Source organism: Pseudomonas sp. GW821-FHT01E05, from assembly GCF_059422425.1.
Window position 1 is genome coordinate 170,341 of the sequence record NZ_JBWKWW010000004.1, and the last position, 15,828, is coordinate 186,168.

The 15,828-nt window shown below is 59.4% G+C and carries 15 protein-coding genes; 1 reads left to right on the forward strand and 14 read right to left on the reverse strand.

The features are described from left to right. The first annotated feature begins 27 nt into the window (after window positions 1–27). The gene (locus tag AC07W5_RS10035) at window positions 28–405 is read left to right on the forward strand and encodes a hypothetical protein (RefSeq protein WP_495010310.1); all 378 of its coding nucleotides are present in this window, start codon (window positions 28–30) and stop codon (window positions 403–405) included. 58 nt (window positions 406–463) lie between these two features. On the opposite strand, the gene AC07W5_RS10040 is transcribed toward AC07W5_RS10035, so the two are convergent. From AC07W5_RS10040 to AC07W5_RS10105, 14 genes are all read right to left on the reverse strand, one after another. Further along, the gene (locus tag AC07W5_RS10040; protein ID WP_494992541.1) at window positions 464–790 is read right to left on the reverse strand and encodes a PA3694 family proteiin; all 327 of its coding nucleotides are present in this window, start codon (window positions 788–790) and stop codon (window positions 464–466) included. Then, window positions 787–1,701, reverse strand: coding sequence for an alpha/beta hydrolase (locus tag AC07W5_RS10045; protein ID WP_494992768.1), 915 nt, complete (start codon window positions 1,699–1,701; stop codon window positions 787–789). Before AC07W5_RS10045 ends, AC07W5_RS10040 begins: the two co-directional genes overlap by 4 nt. An 83-nt stretch (window positions 1,702–1,784) precedes the next feature. Next, entirely contained in the window at window positions 1,785–3,062 is a 1,278-nt protein-coding gene (locus tag AC07W5_RS10050; protein ID WP_494992540.1) for a flavohemoglobin expression-modulating QEGLA motif protein, read from the reverse strand. Between the two features lie 34 nt (window positions 3,063–3,096). Then, a complete protein-coding gene (locus tag AC07W5_RS10055; protein ID WP_494992539.1) occupies window positions 3,097–3,645 on the reverse strand; it encodes a hypothetical protein in 549 nt (182 codons plus the stop codon). Between the two features lie 27 nt (window positions 3,646–3,672). Next, the gene (locus AC07W5_RS10060; protein WP_494992767.1) at window positions 3,673–4,377 is read right to left on the reverse strand and encodes a TetR/AcrR family transcriptional regulator; all 705 of its coding nucleotides are present in this window, start codon (window positions 4,375–4,377) and stop codon (window positions 3,673–3,675) included. Between the two features lie 111 nt (window positions 4,378–4,488). Continuing rightward, the gene (lysS, locus tag AC07W5_RS10065) at window positions 4,489–5,991 is read right to left on the reverse strand and encodes a lysine--tRNA ligase (protein WP_494992538.1); all 1,503 of its coding nucleotides are present in this window, start codon (window positions 5,989–5,991) and stop codon (window positions 4,489–4,491) included. A gap of 126 nt (window positions 5,992–6,117) precedes the next feature. After that, window positions 6,118–7,213 (reverse strand): peptide chain release factor 2 gene (gene prfB / locus AC07W5_RS10070; RefSeq protein ID WP_494992537.1). Its coding sequence is split into 2 segments (ribosomal slippage): window positions 6,118–7,140 and window positions 7,142–7,213, totalling 1,095 coding nucleotides; the frame shifts between segments, so codons are not numbered across the junction. Between the two features lie 93 nt (window positions 7,214–7,306). Beyond that, window positions 7,307–8,308: a diguanylate cyclase domain-containing protein gene (locus AC07W5_RS10075; protein ID WP_494992536.1), complete on the reverse strand. Its 1,002-nt coding sequence runs from the start codon at window positions 8,306–8,308 to the stop codon at window positions 7,307–7,309. A 48-nt stretch (window positions 8,309–8,356) separates the two neighbouring features. Next, on the reverse strand, window positions 8,357–9,370 hold the full coding sequence (locus tag AC07W5_RS10080) for a chemotaxis response regulator protein-glutamate methylesterase (protein WP_495023276.1): 1,014 nt from the start codon (window positions 9,368–9,370) through the stop codon (window positions 8,357–8,359). Then, entirely contained in the window at window positions 9,367–11,694 is a 2,328-nt protein-coding gene (locus tag AC07W5_RS10085; RefSeq protein ID WP_495023277.1) for a hybrid sensor histidine kinase/response regulator, read from the reverse strand. The genes AC07W5_RS10080 and AC07W5_RS10085 overlap by 4 nt, the downstream gene beginning before the upstream one ends. Further along, window positions 11,691–12,371, reverse strand: a complete 681-nt coding sequence (locus AC07W5_RS10090) for a chemotaxis protein CheW (protein ID WP_494992533.1) — start codon at window positions 12,369–12,371, stop codon at window positions 11,691–11,693. The genes AC07W5_RS10085 and AC07W5_RS10090 overlap by 4 nt, the downstream gene beginning before the upstream one ends. Next, window positions 12,368–13,645: a CheR family methyltransferase gene (locus AC07W5_RS10095; RefSeq protein WP_495023278.1), complete on the reverse strand. Its 1,278-nt coding sequence runs from the start codon at window positions 13,643–13,645 to the stop codon at window positions 12,368–12,370. The genes AC07W5_RS10090 and AC07W5_RS10095 overlap by 4 nt, the downstream gene beginning before the upstream one ends. Further along, on the reverse strand, window positions 13,642–14,178 hold the full coding sequence (locus AC07W5_RS10100; protein WP_494992531.1) for a chemotaxis protein CheW: 537 nt from the start codon (window positions 14,176–14,178) through the stop codon (window positions 13,642–13,644). Before AC07W5_RS10100 ends, AC07W5_RS10095 begins: the two co-directional genes overlap by 4 nt. Then, window positions 14,178–15,800 carry a methyl-accepting chemotaxis protein gene (locus AC07W5_RS10105; protein WP_495010305.1) on the reverse strand — a complete coding sequence of 541 codons (1,623 nt, stop codon included), beginning with the start codon at window positions 15,798–15,800 and terminating at the stop codon, window positions 14,178–14,180. The genes AC07W5_RS10100 and AC07W5_RS10105 overlap by 1 nt, the downstream gene beginning before the upstream one ends. Window positions 15,801–15,828: the final 28 nt, after the last annotated feature.

A 15,828-nucleotide genomic window follows, 5' to 3' on the forward strand; every position in this document is an offset into this window, starting at 1 on the left:
TTTTTCAGACCCGCAGTGAGGACATCCATGCGCCAACCCGATATCGAGATTTACCTGAAAGACGCCGACGTTGATCACAAGGCCATTGCGGCCTGGCTCGGCACGGCTCTGGGCCCTTGCACCGACTGGGTGCAGAAAGGCCAGACTTACAAATGCAAGGCCGGCAACGTGCCGGTAACCTGGCTGCCGAAGGCTGTGGGCAAGTGGAACAGCCTGCACCTGGATAGCGACCAGACCCCATGGGACGACGACATCGCCTGCGCTCGCGCCGCTTTCGCCGCGTTGAACGTCGAGGTGCGTTGCGCACCGGGTAGCTGGGTTGAGGATGAAGGCGAGGAAACGGCTGATCGCTGGATTCGCATCAGCGTTGATGGTGAAGAAGAGATCACCTGGCATACGGCGTAATTCACTGCCATAAATCCGGAATCTGTTAAGGATTCCGGATTTATGGCTGACTGTAACATCACTGCTCCAGCTGCGGCGTCTCCTGGCCCATGCAGCGCACAGCCTTCTTCTTGTTATTGACCAACACGCCGGTCAAGCCTTTCTGCTCGGTGTCGAACAGCACCAGCACACCATCAACGCATTGCGCCACTTCAGCAGCGGGCTCCAGGGAGATTTTGTAATCCTCGCCTGGCTGCGTCTTGAGCATGGTGAAATCGTTCAAAAGCAGCGCATCTTCCGGTTTGGCGAAGTGCAGGTAGCCGTAGTACCACAGGCATGCCACGGTGCCGAGGATGCTGCAGATACCGGTGATGATGAGGGGGATGGCGTTACGTTCTTCACTCATTGCGGACTCTCTGGAGGTTCAACTTCTGAATTCGGGGGTAGCGGGTAATTCGGGATTTCGCCCAGCCGGCGCAGGCCGTTGAAATGCTGCGGGTCATCCAGATAGCGCAGCATGACTTTTCGCCAGATCGGGTCGGCAAAGGTCTGCACATGACCTCCGCGGGTCAATTGCAGCACCCTGGGCGGCGGCGCAGCTTGATACAGACGGATAGCGCTGGAAAGAGGCACGATCGGATCATCGATGCTGTGGTAGATCAATTTCGGTACACCGCGCAGTTGCGGCATGGCGTTGATTGCGCTGTCAGCGTCCGGCACCAGCCAGGACAATGGCACCTGAAACGGCCAGGTCAGCCAGGAGGTGCTCAAGGCGGAGCGCCCGACATCACGGTAACTGGCCGGCACGCTGTCAAGAATGAGCGCCTTGAGCTGGTGCTGGCGCTCGGGATGTTCGACCAAATAGTGCACGGCCAGCGCACCACCGAGGCTCTGACCGAGAAGCACCAGCGGTTTGCCTTGAACCTCAGGGGCCTTGTCCAGCCATTGGAATGCTGCGTCGATGTCCCGATAAATCTCCGGCAGCCGCGGCTCACCTTCAGACAGGCCATAGCCGCGATAGTCCACCAGCAGCACCTGATAACCCTCCTTCGGCAGCCACCAACTACCCCCCAGGTGCCAGGCCAGATTGCCGCCATTGCCGTGCAGATGCAGCACTGTGCCTTTGAGCGCCACACCAGCCTTGGCCGGCAGCCACCAACCGTGCAGTTTGATGCCATCAGCCGTGGTCAGGGTGACGTCGCGGTATTGCAGTCGGGCTTTTTGCGGAGTGAACGGCAGACCGGGTTCGGGGTAGAACAGCAAGGAGCTGCAGCCGTTCAAGGTCAGTAACAGACAAAAAATGCCGAGGATTCTCATCCGTTTGAAACCTCGCAAAAAATGGTGGGACATCTGATCGTTCCCACGCAGAGCGTGGGAACGATCAATGCAATGGTGTGTTGTTACAGGATATTCGAGTAGTCCGCCTCGATCCGGTCCAGGCTCAAGTGATTGAGGAAGTTGGAGAAGCACATCCAGGCCGACAAAGCGTTCATGTCACGAAACTGGTCCGGCAAATACTTGGGCGGTACGATCAAGCCTTCGTCCAACAACTGGCGCAAGGTGCGCATGTCTTCCAGAGTGGTCTTGCCACAAAACAACAAGGGTATTTGCTCAAGCATGCCCTTACGCACGGCCAACTGAATGTAGTTGTAAACCATGATAAAGCCCTTGAGGTAGGACAAGTCTTTGGTAAATGGCAGACCATTAGGCACTGATCCGCGGAACACCCGACTGGCATTGCTATAGCTTTGCTCCGCCTCGAAGCCTTGTTCGCGGAAGAACTCGAAGATCTGCAAGAAATCCGCCCCCTCCTCCACCATGTGAATAGCGCGGGTGCGGTTGGTCAGTTTGCGCAGGCGGCTTGGATAGGAAGCAAAGGTAATGATTTCCATCAGGATCGCCAGGCCTTCCTGGGTCACGGTCGAGGACGGTGGGCCCTTGGACAGGAAGGTGCAGATCGGCTGGTTCAGGCCATTGAGCGTGGTGCCGACGTGTACCAGCCCCTCATGGACCTCCAAAGCGCGCACGTCACGGTTGTTGAACATCGCATCGGTGCGGATCTTGATGTAGTCGGCACCGGCTGCCGCGTCAGCGACGATCCCGTCGGACTCGAATACCCGAATGGTGTCCTCGGCTTCGCCAAAGACTTTGTTCAAGCGGCATTGCAGCAGATGGACAGCCTCTTTGGAGGTCAAGGTCTTGGGTTCGTCCTTGAGGTCGCCACGGCCGTCGATGTTGTTCAGATAATCGGAGAGCATCAGGCCCAGGTCGGCCAGGGTCGGGTCACCGGCATGGAAGGCGTCGGACGCCGCGCCATAAAGCTCTTGGGAGATCAGACCGAAATCTTCGGTGCCGCGCGCTTCGAGCATGCGCACCACCATGCGGTATTCCTTGCACATACGCCGCATGATCTGCCCGACCGGGTTGAACTGACCCAGTTGACGGGTGATGTCACGCTCGATGTTCTGGAACTCCAGCTTCACCGCACTGGAGTCGAACGACAGTGGGCGATTGAGGTAGTAGTCACGGTCGACGGCAGGCATTTCCTTGCCTTTGGCCTTGAGGAATCCTTTGCGGATGTTCTCGTCCCACTTGACCGCATCCAGTACGCGGATTGGTGTTTGCGCCAGCACTATGCGATCGGACAAAGTGCGTATCGTCTGCTGGTAATCGTCCACCCGAAACTCCTATTGATAACGTTCTATGCCGCGTTTACTTGCCCAAACGCTGGAAGCGCGCCGCCTCGACGAATACGTCAGAGTTGGCGGGATCATCCAGATAGGCGAACACCTGTTCCAGCGGGTTGCTGATCAGAACACCATCGCCTTCTTTGGTTTCAAACGGCTCGCCACTCAAGGCCTCTTGCCCCAGCGCCTGGCGAATCTGCTCCAGGTCCAGGTTGTAGACCACCAATTCATGGTTATCGGTCAACTCGAAACCGGCGATAGTGAAGTGGCCGCCGAATTGATCCGGCACCGCCGCCGACAAGTACCAGCGGCTGCCATGGCGGGAAACGGTGAAGTCATAAGCCTCGCGCTGTTTCGGCTCGCCTTTGGGGTAGCTGACAGCCTTGTAGCGATTGGTCGCGACGCGGCTCAGCTCAAGGTTGAGCGCCCCGCCCCAGACGTTCTTGCTCGTCCATTTGCCGAGCAACGCGGCAGGTGCCGCCTGATCAGCCGGCAGTGGCTGCTTGACACTCACCAGACAGCCACTGAGCAGCAGAAACGACATGGCGATCACGACCTCACGCCAGGACTTCATTCAACACTCCTTTGAACACCGCGGTCGTCACACGGAGGCCAGCACCAAATGCATGTAACGCGTAAGGATACCGAGCATTTCTTCCTCGGCCGCTGGTTCCGCGTCATTGAGCAGGCCCTGATATTCCATCCGTCCGATTATAGCCGTCAACACTTTGGCATCTTGTTGTGGCTCACGGGAACCCAATACCTGGAAAAAATGGCAAGTGCCCTGTAGGAGGATTTGCTGATGCGAACGCACCAACAGCGCCAGACGCGGGTTGAGTAGCGCCTCCTGGCGAAATGCCTGCTCGGCCATCAAGTGTTCACGGCGGTTGTGCAATTGGCGCTGCACATAGTCGGCGGTCAACCGGGCAATGTCGTCAGCCAGTTGTGAACGAGACTCCCGGCTGCCGTCACCGAAAGCGACCATCTCGCGCAGCAAGCCCTCGCTATTGGCCCAGAATTTGGCCATGTAGGCTGCACTGCGCTCCACATATTGAGCGAAGGTATCGGTGAGCAGGTCATCGATATCCTTGAAATAGTAAGTAGTCGCCGACAACGGCACATCGGCCTCGGCAGCCACTGCGCGGTGACGCACCGCACGCACGCCGTCACGCACGACGATACGCATCGCGGCATCGAGAATAACCTGTCGGCGCTGCTCGCTTCCCTGTCGGCTGGCCTTGCGGCCCTGGTACTGAACACTTTCAGCGACCGCAGTGGCGATTCCAGCTGCACCTTCTAGAGCAATTGCACCATTCACGACAGATATTCCTCTCACATCACTATGAATTAGAAGTACGTCAGTTCCACACAGACAATAAAAAGCCGCCTGATGTAGGCGGCTTCTTATTCATAACACTTATGCTTGCGGCCGCATATGCGGGAACAGGATCACGTCACGGATCGACGGAGCGTCGGTGAGCAACATCACCAGACGGTCGATACCGATACCTTCACCGGCAGTTGGTGGCATGCCGTATTCCAGCGCACGAACGAAGTCGGCGTCGTAGTGCATGGCTTCGTCGTCACCGGCGTCCTTGTCGGCCACCTGGGCCTGGAATCGCTCCGCCTGGTCTTCCGCGTCGTTCAACTCGGAGTAGGCGTTGGCGATTTCGCGGCCTCCGATGAACAGCTCGAAACGGTCGGTGACGTTCGGGTTGGTGTTGTTGCGACGTGCCAGCGGCGACACTTCGAACGGGTATTCGGTGATGAAGGTCGGCTGTTCCAGCTTGTGCTCCACCAGCTCTTCGAAAATCATGGTTTGCAGCTTGCCCAGGCCTTCGAAGCCTTTGACGTCGGCGCCGGCCTTCTTGGCGATGGCACGGGCCGTGTCGATGCTTTCCAGGTCCGCGGCGGTGATTTCCGGGTTGTACTTGAGGATCGAAGCAAACACCGAGATGCGCTGGAACGGCTGGCCGAAGTGGAACACCTTGCCCTGATAAGGCACGTCGGTGCTGCCCAGAACCAGCTGCGCCAGTTCACGGAACAGTTCTTCGGTCAGGTCCATGTTGTCTTCGTAGTCAGCGTAGGCCTGGTAGAACTCGAGCATGGTGAACTCGGGGTTGTGCCGGGTCGAAACGCCTTCGTTACGGAAGTTGCGGTTGATCTCGAACACACGCTCGAAACCGCCGACCACCAGACGCTTGAGGTACAGCTCCGGCGCGATGCGCAGGTACATGTCCAGGTCCAGGGCGTTGTGGTGGGTTTCGAACGGTTTGGCCGCAGCGCCGCCCGGAATGGTCTGCAGCATCGGCGTTTCGACTTCGAGGAAGTCGCGCTTCATCAGGAAGCTGCGGATGTGCGCGATCACTTGCGAACGCACGCGGAAGGTCTGACGCACGTCTTCGTTGACGATAAGGTCGACGTAGCGCTGGCGATAACGGGTTTCGGTATCGGTCAGGCCGTGGTGCTTGTCCGGCAGCGGGCGCAGGGACTTGGTCAGCAGGCGCACGTTGGTCATTTCAACGTACAGGTCGCCTTTGCCGGAACGGGCCAGGGTGCCTTCGGCGGCAATGATGTCGCCCAGGTCCCAGGTCTTGACCGCGGCCAGGGTTTCTTCCGACAGGGTTTTACGGTTGACGTAGACCTGGATGCGCCCGGACATGTCCTGGATCACCATGAAGGAACCACGATTGAGCATGAGACGACCGGCCACCTTGACCGGGATCGCTGCCTCTGCCAGATCTTCCTTGGTCTTGTCCGCGTACTTCTTCTGCAAGTCTTCGCAGTAGGCGTCGCGGCGGAAGTCGTTGGGGAAGGCCTGGCCCTTGGCGCGCTCGGCAGCAAGCTTTTCCTTGCGCAGGGCGATCAGGGAGTTTTCTTCCTGTTGCAGGGCTTGCGGGTCGAGTTGTAGGTCGCTCATGTCTTTAAATTTTCCATCACAGGTTCGTTGCCCCTGCCTTGCGGCAGGGTTCGCGGGCAAGGACTAGGCGTCCCCCCATGCTCCTACATGATCACCGCAGCTGCACAGTGATCATGTATGGCTGCTTTACAGCCCTTGCTTGAGGCTTGCCACCAGGTATTCGTCGATATCACCGTCAAGCACCTTGTCGCAATCGCTGCGTTCGACGCTAGTACGAAGATCCTTGATCCGCGACTGGTCGAGCACGTACGAGCGAATCTGGTGACCCCAGCCGATGTCCGACTTGGTGTCTTCCAGGGCTTGCGAGGCGGCGTTGCGTTTCTGCACTTCCTGCTCGTACAAGCGCGCCCGCAACATTTTCATCGCGGTGTCTTTGTTGGCGTGCTGGGAACGTTCGTTCTGGCAACTGACCACGGTGTTGGTCGGTACGTGGGTAATACGTACAGCCGAGTCGGTGGTGTTTACGTGCTGACCACCGGCACCGGAGGAGCGATAGGTATCGATCCGCAAATCCGACGGGTTGATGTCGATTTCGATGTTGTCATCAATTTCCGGCGAGACGAAAACTGCCGAGAACGAGGTGTGACGACGGTTGCCGGAGTCGTATGGGCTCTTGCGCACCAGACGGTGCACGCCGATTTCGGTACGCAGCCAGCCAAAGGCGTATTCACCCTTGATGTGCACGGTCGCGCCTTTGATCCCGGCAACTTCACCGGCGGACAGTTCCATGATGGTCGCCTCGAAACCGCGTTTATCCGCCCAGCGCAGGTACATGCGCAGCAGGATATTGGCCCAGTCCTGGGCTTCGGTGCCGCCGGAACCGGATTGAATGTCCAGGTACGCGTTATTGGCGTCCATCTCGCCACTGAACATCCGGCGGAATTCGAGCTTCTCGAGGGATTCGCGCAGACGCTCCACTTCAGCGGCAACGTCGTCTACAGCCGCCTGGTCTTCTTCCTCGGCAGACATCAGCAACAGGTCTTTGGCATCGGCCAGACCGCTGTGCATTTCATCGAGGGTATCGACGATCTGGGCCAGCAAGGAACGCTCGCGGCCTAGATTCTGGGCGTATTCAGGGTTGTTCCAGACACTCGGATCTTCAAGCTCGCGATTGACTTCGGTCAGACGCTCATGCTTTTGATCGTAGTCAAAGATACCCCCGAATAGTTTCGGAGCGCTCGGACAGGTCCTTGATACTGTTAAGGATCGGGTTGATTTCCATGGCGGGCAGCACTCGTTGGCGAACTTTTGAAAGCCGACGAGTATAACGCAATCAGGCTGTCAAGGCAGCCCGCTTGGCCGATGGGGCCCTACTTCATTCAATCCCCACCTGATTACGCCCATTGTTTTTCGCCAGGTACAAACCTTTGTCGGCTGCCGAGATCAGTTGCCGGCAATCAGTGCCCTGCTGCGGGGTCATGGTCGACAGGCCGATGCTGATGGTCAGGCTCGAGCCTTCGGTCGGGGAGATATGCACAATTCCCAGCGCAGCCACAGTCTGACGCAGTTTCTCGGCCACCAGCCGCGCGCCACCCGGCGAGGTATTGGGCAGCACCAGGACGAATTCTTCGCCGCCATAACGGGCTGGCAGGTCGGACGGTCGACTGCTGGCGTCGCGAATGGTCGTGGCGACTTTGCGCAGGGCTTCATCGCCCTCCAGATGGCCGAAGTTATCGTTGTAGGACTTGAAGTAATCGACATCGATCATCAACAGTGAAAGTTGCGTCTGATCGCGCAGGGCTCGCCGCCATTCCAGCTCGAGGTATTCATCGAAATGCCGGCGATTGGACAGCCCGGTCAGGCCGTCGGAGTTCATTAACCGCTGCAGCACCAGATTGGTGTCGAGCAACTGCTGCTGGCTGACCCGCAACGCGCGATACGCCGCATCACGTTGCAGCAGGGTCATGTAAGAGCGCGAGTGATAGCGGATACGCGCGACCAGTTCGATATTGTCCGGCAGCTTGACCAGGTAATCGTTAGCGCCTGCGGCAAACGCCGCGCTCTTGATCAAGGGATCCTCCTTGGTCGACAGCACGATGATCGGAATATCCTTGGTCGCCGGGTGGTTGCGGTATTCACGTACCAGACTCAGGCCGTCCAGACCGGGCATGACCAGATCCTGAAGGATCACCGTCGGCTTGATGCGGATCGCCTGAGCGATGGCCTGATGCGGGTCGGCGCAGAAGTGGAAATCGATATTCTCTTCATGGGCCAGCCCGCGCCGCACAGCCTCACCGATCATTGCCTGATCATCGACCAACAACACCATCGCGGCATTTTCATCGGTTTTGAAATCGTCGAGCTGCAAGTCATGCATGTACGGTCACCTGAATTACTACCTGGTCAGGAAAGCTGTTTTTGTCAGTCATTTGGCAAATATCTCCAGCAATCGTGGCGCAATCTTGTTCAGTGGGCGGATTTCGACGGCTGCGTCGATGGCAGCTGCTGCCTTGGGCATCCCATACACCGCACTGCTGTTTTGGTCCTGAGCGATGGTCAGGAAGCCTTGCTGGCGCATCAATTTGAGCCCCTGAGCGCCATCACGGCCCATGCCGGTCAGCAATACGCCGACGGCATCGCCATCCCAGTAGCTGGCCACGCTCTCAAAAAAAACGTCGATCGACGGCCGGTAGATCTCGTTGACCGGCTCGGCGGTGTAGGCCAGTGTGCCGTCCTTCAAGAGTCGGATATGGTGGTTGGTGCCGGCTAACAGCACCGTACCGCTTTGCGGCGGCTCACCCTCTTGCGCCAGGCGCACCTTCAATCCGGACGCACTGCTCAGCCATTCGGCCATACCGGCGGCGAACACCTGGTCAACGTGCTGAACCAGCACGATGGCCGCGGAAAAATCAGTGGGCAGCCCCTTGAGCAAGACTTCCAGCGCTGCCGGGCCACCAGCGGAAGAGCCGATGGCCACCAGGCTTTGGCGCTGCACCATGGTGCGCAGCGACGTCGGGGCCGAGCGCGTCCGGCTGCCGCCGCTCTGGCCGATCAGCCAGCCGATATTGAGGATCTTGCGCAGCAATGGCGCCGCGGCTTCTTTGGCATTACCCGCACCGACAGCCGGAGTGTCGACCACATCCAGCGCGCCATGGCCCATGGCCTCGAACACTCGATGGACGTTCTGCTGGCGGTCGCCGGTAACAATCACGATAGCGCACGGGCTCTCGGCCATGATCCGCCGGGTTGCTTCCACGCCATCCATCACCGGCATGATCAAGTCCATCAGGATCAGGTCCGGCGTCAGCCCGGCGCAGAGTTTTACCGCCTCGGCACCATTGCTCGCGACCCAGACCACATCGTGCTCAGGTTCGAACGCCAGCGCGCGACGCAAGGCCTCTACCGCCAGTGGCATGTCATTGACGATAGCGATCTTCATGCCGGGGCTCCTCCAATGAGTTCCTCTACCGCATCGAGCAAAGCGTCGTCATGGAAACTGGCTTTGGCTAGATAATAGTCGGCTCCGGCGTCCAGTCCACGACGCCGGTCTTCTTCGCGATCCTTGTAGGAAACCACCATGACCGGCAGCGACTGCAAACGATTGTCGCGACGCAACAGGGTGACCAATTCAATGCCGTCCATTCGGGGCATATCGATGTCGGTGATCAGCAAATCGAAGTCTTCGGCACGCAAAGCGTTCCAACCGTCCATTCCGTCTACCGCGACGGCGACGTCGTAACCGCGATTGAGCAACAGTTTGCGCTGTAACTCGCGGACCGTCAGCGAATCGTCGACCACCAGAATGCGTTTGCGCGCGACTTCCACAGCCTGGTGGTTGTGCCGGGCGATGCGCTCCAGACGGCCAGTATTGAGCAGTTTGTCCACCGAACGCAGCATGTCTTCGACGTCGACGATCAGCACCACGGAGCCGTCGTCCAGCAGCGCTCCGGCGGAAATGTCCTGAACCTTGCCCAACCGATCATCCAGCGGCAGCACCACCAACGTGCGCTCGCCAATAAAGCGCTCGACGGCCACTGCGTACACAGCATCGCGCTCGCGGATCACCACCACTTTGAGGGTTTGATCGTTACTCTGAGGCGCCGGACGCTGCAACAGCTGGCTGGCCGCGACCAGACCGACATGCCGGCCTTCGTGCCAGAAATGCTGACGCCCTTCGACTTGTACGATCTCGTCCGGCTCCAGGTCGCACATGCGTTCGATGTGCGCCAGCGGGAAGGCATAAGCCTCTTCACCCACCTCGACTACCAGACTGCGCACCACCGACAGGGTCAACGGCACTTCAAGATGAAAGCGGCTGCCCTCGCCCGCTGTCTGTTCCAGTATCACGGCGCCACGAAGCTGTCGGACCATATGCTGAACCGCGTCCAGTCCAACTCCGCGCCCGGAAACTTCGGTGACCTTGTCCCGCAGGCTGAAGCCCGGCAAAAACAGGAATGTCAGCAGTTCTTCTTCGCTCAACCGGGCAGCGGTTTCGGCCGGAGACAATTGGCGCTCGACGATGCTGCGACGCAGGTGTTCGAGGTCTACTCCATTACCGTCATCGCTCAGCTCCAGTACCAATAGCCCAGCCTGGTGGGAGGCGCGCAGCCGGATCAAGCCTTCGGCAGGCTTACCCGCCAACAACCGTTGCTCCGGCATTTCGATGCCATGATCCACCGCATTGCGCAGCAAATGGGTCAGCGGCGCTTCGAGCTTTTCAAGCACATCACGGTCGACCTGAGTCTTGTCGCCTTCGATCTCCAACCGCACTTGCTTACCCAGACTACGACCCAGATCACGAACCATCCGCACCTGCCCGGCCAACACATCGGCGAACGGCCGCATGCGACAGGCCAGCGCCGTGTCATACAGCACTTGAGCGCGTTGACTGGCCTGCCAGCCGAACTCATCCAGCTCGGCGGTTTTCTCGGCCAACAGTTGCCGGGATTCGGCGAGTATGCGCCGGGCATCGCCCAGCGCTTCCTGGGCTTGCAGGCTCAACTCGCTCTCTTTGAGATGAACATTGAGATTTTCCAGGGCTCGCAAACTGTTGCTTTGCATGCGTTTGAGACGCTGCATGGTCGCCAGCCAAGGCTTGAGTCGCTGGGTTTCCACCAAGGATTTGCTCGACAGATCGAGCAAGCTGTTCAGCCGCTCAGCGGTAACCCGCAGCACCCGTTCGCCGCCTTCGGTAACGCGCGTGGCTTTAGGCGACATTTCGATGGGCGCGGCAAGCAACGGTTCCGGCTCCAGCAACGGCGCTTCGGACTCAAGCCCGGCACGGGGCAAATCAACTTGCAGCTCAGCCATCAGCAGCATGACCGAATCAAGGATTGGCGCGGCAGGCGGTGCCACGTTGACGGTCAATGCCGCGGGATCGAGCAACTGGCCCATCAAGGCGACGTAGGCCTCGATATCGCTCGGCCCCACATTGTCGCTACCCGGTGTAGCGATGCGCATCAGAACGTCTGTGCCTTGCAGCAAGGCGTCGATGTGTTCGGGTTGCAGGTGCAAGCGCCCCTCCTGGGCGCTGACCAGACAATCCTCCATCACATGCGCCACGCTGACTCCGGCATCCACACCGACAATCCGCGCGGCGCCCTTGAGCGAGTGCGCTGCACGCATGCAGGCTTCCAGTTGATCGGCCTGAGTCGGGTTGCGCTCGAGTGCCAGCAAGCCGGCGCTGAGCACTTGAGTCTGCGCTTCGGCCTCCAGACTGAAGAGTTCGAGCAGCGATGAGTCACGCATTTGATCGGGGGTCATGTGAGGCTCCGGGTCACGGCTGACAGCAACTGTTCTTCATCCAGCCAGCGCAAGCTGCGACCTCTGAACTGCAATACGCCACGGGTGTACCTGCCAGCGGTTTGTGAGCCGGAACTGGAGGCGGCGCTCAAAGTGCGTTCATCGATGGCATGAATCCCGTCCACCTCATCCACCGGCACCACCACCGGGCCGCCGTGGGCAGCAATGATCAGCATGCGCGGCATGACCCGCGCCCCGGAGACAACGCCAGTGGTGGCGTCCAGCCCCAGCAGTTCCACCAGTGACAGGCAGGCGACCAGGGCGCCGCGCACATTCGCCACGCCCAGCAACGCTCGCGAACGCTGGTGCGGCAAAGAATGGATCGGCTGCAACGGCGCAACCTCCGCCAGGCAGCGGGTGACCAGTCCCAACCACTCTTCGCCCAGGCGAAACATCAACAGTGAACGGGTGACGACATCATTCTCGACTGCAATCGACTGTCGATGATCCTCTTGTTGCAACGCATAACGATCGAGCAGGCGGGTCGCGGCAGCGGAATACACCGCGCAGTTGCGACAATGAATATGTTCGGGCAGCAGCGGGCAGGACTTGTCACCGTGGATACCGATCCGGTTCCAGCAGTCATCGATGGCCTGCGCATCCTCATGGGTCACGTTCAACGAAACAGATCCGGTCATCGTTTACGCTCACTGTCAGCGGTGCGCTCGCTACGGGCGGCGCGTTCCTGCAATCGGCGGGCACCCGTGGCGTCGCCTTGGGAAGCCAGCAAGGCCGCCAGGTGCATCAGGGTTTCAGGGTGTTGCGGCTGCAAATACAGCGCCTTGCGATAGAAGCCCTGAGCCTCCAATACGCTGCCGGCGACATCGCAGAGCAAACCCAACCAATAAAACACTTGAGCTACCGGCTCATGGTTATGCAGGTAATGCTCACAGGCCGCTCGCGCCTCAGTGCTTTTGCCTTCATTGGCCAACGCCTCGATATTGGCGAGCAAGGCCGCTGCATCATTCACCGCCGCACAAGGTTTGCCGGGGCTGATCACTGGCGCAACGCTGGTAAAGGGTCGGCTGCGAAGCGGCGGCTGCGCCACATCGCTTATTGGCTGACGCACCGGCAACGGTATCGGGTTAAAGACAGGCAACGGCTCGGGATCAGACTCGCGGTGATGCCTGAAAGCAAAGGACTGTGCAATGCCGATCGAATGCATGCCCAATCGCCCCAGCAGGCCGCCTTCGGCCGGGCCGATAAACAGCACGCCGTCGACATGGGTCAGGCGCTTGATGACGTCAAGCACCTGTCGCTGAGTCGGCGGGTCGAAGTAAATCAGCAGATTGCGGCAGAACACAAAGTCATAGGGCGATTCATTGGCCAGCAATGCAGGATCAAGCAGGTTGCCCACCTGCAAGCGCACCTGCTCACGCACCCGTTCACTGAGAACGTAGCCCTCCTCCTGCGCGCTGAAGTGGTGCTCGCGAAAGTCGGTCTGTTGCCCACGAAAGGAGTTCTTGCCATACACCGCACGCTTGGCGCGCTCGACCGACAAGGCGCTGACATCCAGCCCTTCGACCTTGAACTGATGGGGCGCAAACCCGGCATCGAGCAAGGCCATGGCAATCGAATACGGTTCTTCGCCGGTAGAGCACGGCAAGCTGAGAATCCGTAAGGCACGCATGCCCTTGATCTCGGCCAGACGGCCCTTCGCCAACTTGGCCAGGGCGACGAAAGATTCCGGATAACGAAAAAACCAGGTTTCCGGCACGATCACGGCTTCGATCAGCGCCTGCTGCTCATCCTGCGATTGCTGCAGTGTGAGCCAGTACTCATTCACGGTCTGCGCTTGCTGCGCGATGCTACGCTGGCGGACGGCTCGCTCAATGAGCGCCGCCCCTACGGACGCCACGTCCAGGCCAATGCGTTCTTTGAGGAAGTCGAAAAAGCGCTGGTCGTTGCTCACGGGCGCTCCTCAAACAGAGCGAGATCCAGCGGCGGCGACGGAAACAGCAGCGCGCGGACCTGGGCATCGAGCAAATCATCGACCCGAATCCATTGCAGCAAGCCTTGCTGGTCTTCGCGCACCGGCCCCAGATAAGGCGCCTGGCGATTGTCCAGGCCGTACGGTTTAAAGTCCGCTGGATTGCAGCGCAGGGTATCGGTGGCCTGTTCAAGAATCAGCCCGAGCAATTGCCCGGGCCCAGACGCTTGCGCTCGATAGTGCACCAGCACCAGGCGAGTGCTGGTGCGCACTTGGGCCGGCTGGCCGAAGGTCAGCGCGCTGAGGTCGATCACCGGCACCACCGCGCCACGGTAGGCAAACACCCCGGCGACCCAGGACGGCGCTTTCGCGATCGGCTTGAGTGGCAGGCGCGGCAGCACTTCGGCCACCTCGATGGCCTGCAGGGCATAGCGTTCGTTGCCGATACGGAACAGCAAAAACAACGAATGTTTCGGCGTCATTCCGGCGCCGCGTTTCGCCGCGAACTCGCTCATCAGACTTTGAAACGCGAGACGCCGCTACGCAGCCCCACCGCCACCTGGCTCAGCTCATCGATGGCGAAGCTGGCCTGACGCAAGGACTCTACCGTCTGGCTGCTGGCATCGCCCAGCTGCACCAACGCGTGGTTGATCTGCTCGGCACCGGTGGCCTGGGCCTGCATGCCTTCGTTGACCATCAACACCCGCGGCGCCAGCGCCTGAACCTGATGAATGATCTGCGACAGCTGCTCGCCTACCTGTTGAACCTCGGACATGCCACGGCGCACTTCTTCGGAGAACTTGTCCATGCCCATGACACCCGCCGACACCGCCGACTGGATCTCACGGACCATCTGCTCGATGTCATAGGTGGCCACGGCGGTCTGATCCGCCAGACGCCGTACTTCGGTAGCCACCACCGCGAAACCGCGGCCATATTCACCGGCCTTCTCGGCTTCGATCGCAGCGTTGAGGGACAGCAGGTTGGTCTGGTCGGCGACCTTGACGATGGTCACCACCACCTGATTGATGTTGCCGGCCTTCTCATTGAGGATCGCCAGTTTGGCGTTGACCAGATCGGCCGCCCCCATCACCGAGTGCATGGTGTCTTCCATGCGGGCCAGGCCTTGCTGACCAGAACCGGCCAGCACCGAAGCCTGGTCGGCGGCGGTAGAAACTTCGGTCATGGTGCGCACCAGATCGCGCGATGTCGCAGCGATTTCTCGCGACGTGGCGCCGATTTCCGTGGTGGTGGCAGCGGTCTCTGTCGCAGTAGCCTGCTGCTGCTTGGAGGTGGCGGCAATTTCCGTGACCGAGGTAGTGACCTGCACCGAAGAGCGCTGGGCCTGGGAAACCAGAGAAGTGAGCTCGGTCATCATGTCGTTGAAGCCGGTTTCTACGGCACCGAATTCGTCCTTGCGCTCCAGATTCAAGCGCCTGCTCAAGTCCCCCGTACGCATGATGTCGAGGATCTGCACGATCCGGTTCATCGGCGCCATGATTGCGCGCATCAGCAGCAGACCGCACAGACCGGCAGCGATTACCGCGATCAGTAAAGAGACGCCCATACTGATTTTTGCTGCGGTTACCGCGGAACCGATAGCCCCGGTGGCATTACCCGCCTGATCACGATTGCGGTCGATCATGCCGTTCAAATGCTTGCGGCCAGCGATCCACGCAGGCGTCAGTTCATTCTCCAGCGCGAGGCGAGCCTGTTCGTATTCTTTGCGCTGATAGAGATCGATGACGTTCTTCAGTGTTTGATCGAACGCTTGATGACGCACTTCAAACTCGTCGAAAGAGGCACGATCGTCCGAGTCGAAGACGGTTTTGCGATAGTTATCCATCTGCGCCTTCAAGCGCTCTTCGAAGCTCTTGTACAACGCCTGGTCAGCAGCGCTGATGTCCCGATTTCCGGAGAGGCCAACGATCTGCTGGGTCAGGACGTAGCTGTCGACCCAGGCGCTGCGAATCATCGAACTGTAATACACCCCCGGAACAGCGTCCGTTCGGACCGTTTCCTCGCTGGTCTCGATCTTCAGCAGACTGGAGAACGAGACCATGACCATCAGCAACATGATGGCGATAATTACCGCAAAGCTCGCCAAAATGCGTTGGCGCAACGTCCAGTTCTTCACAGTCAATCCTCGGGGGGCATTCAAATGG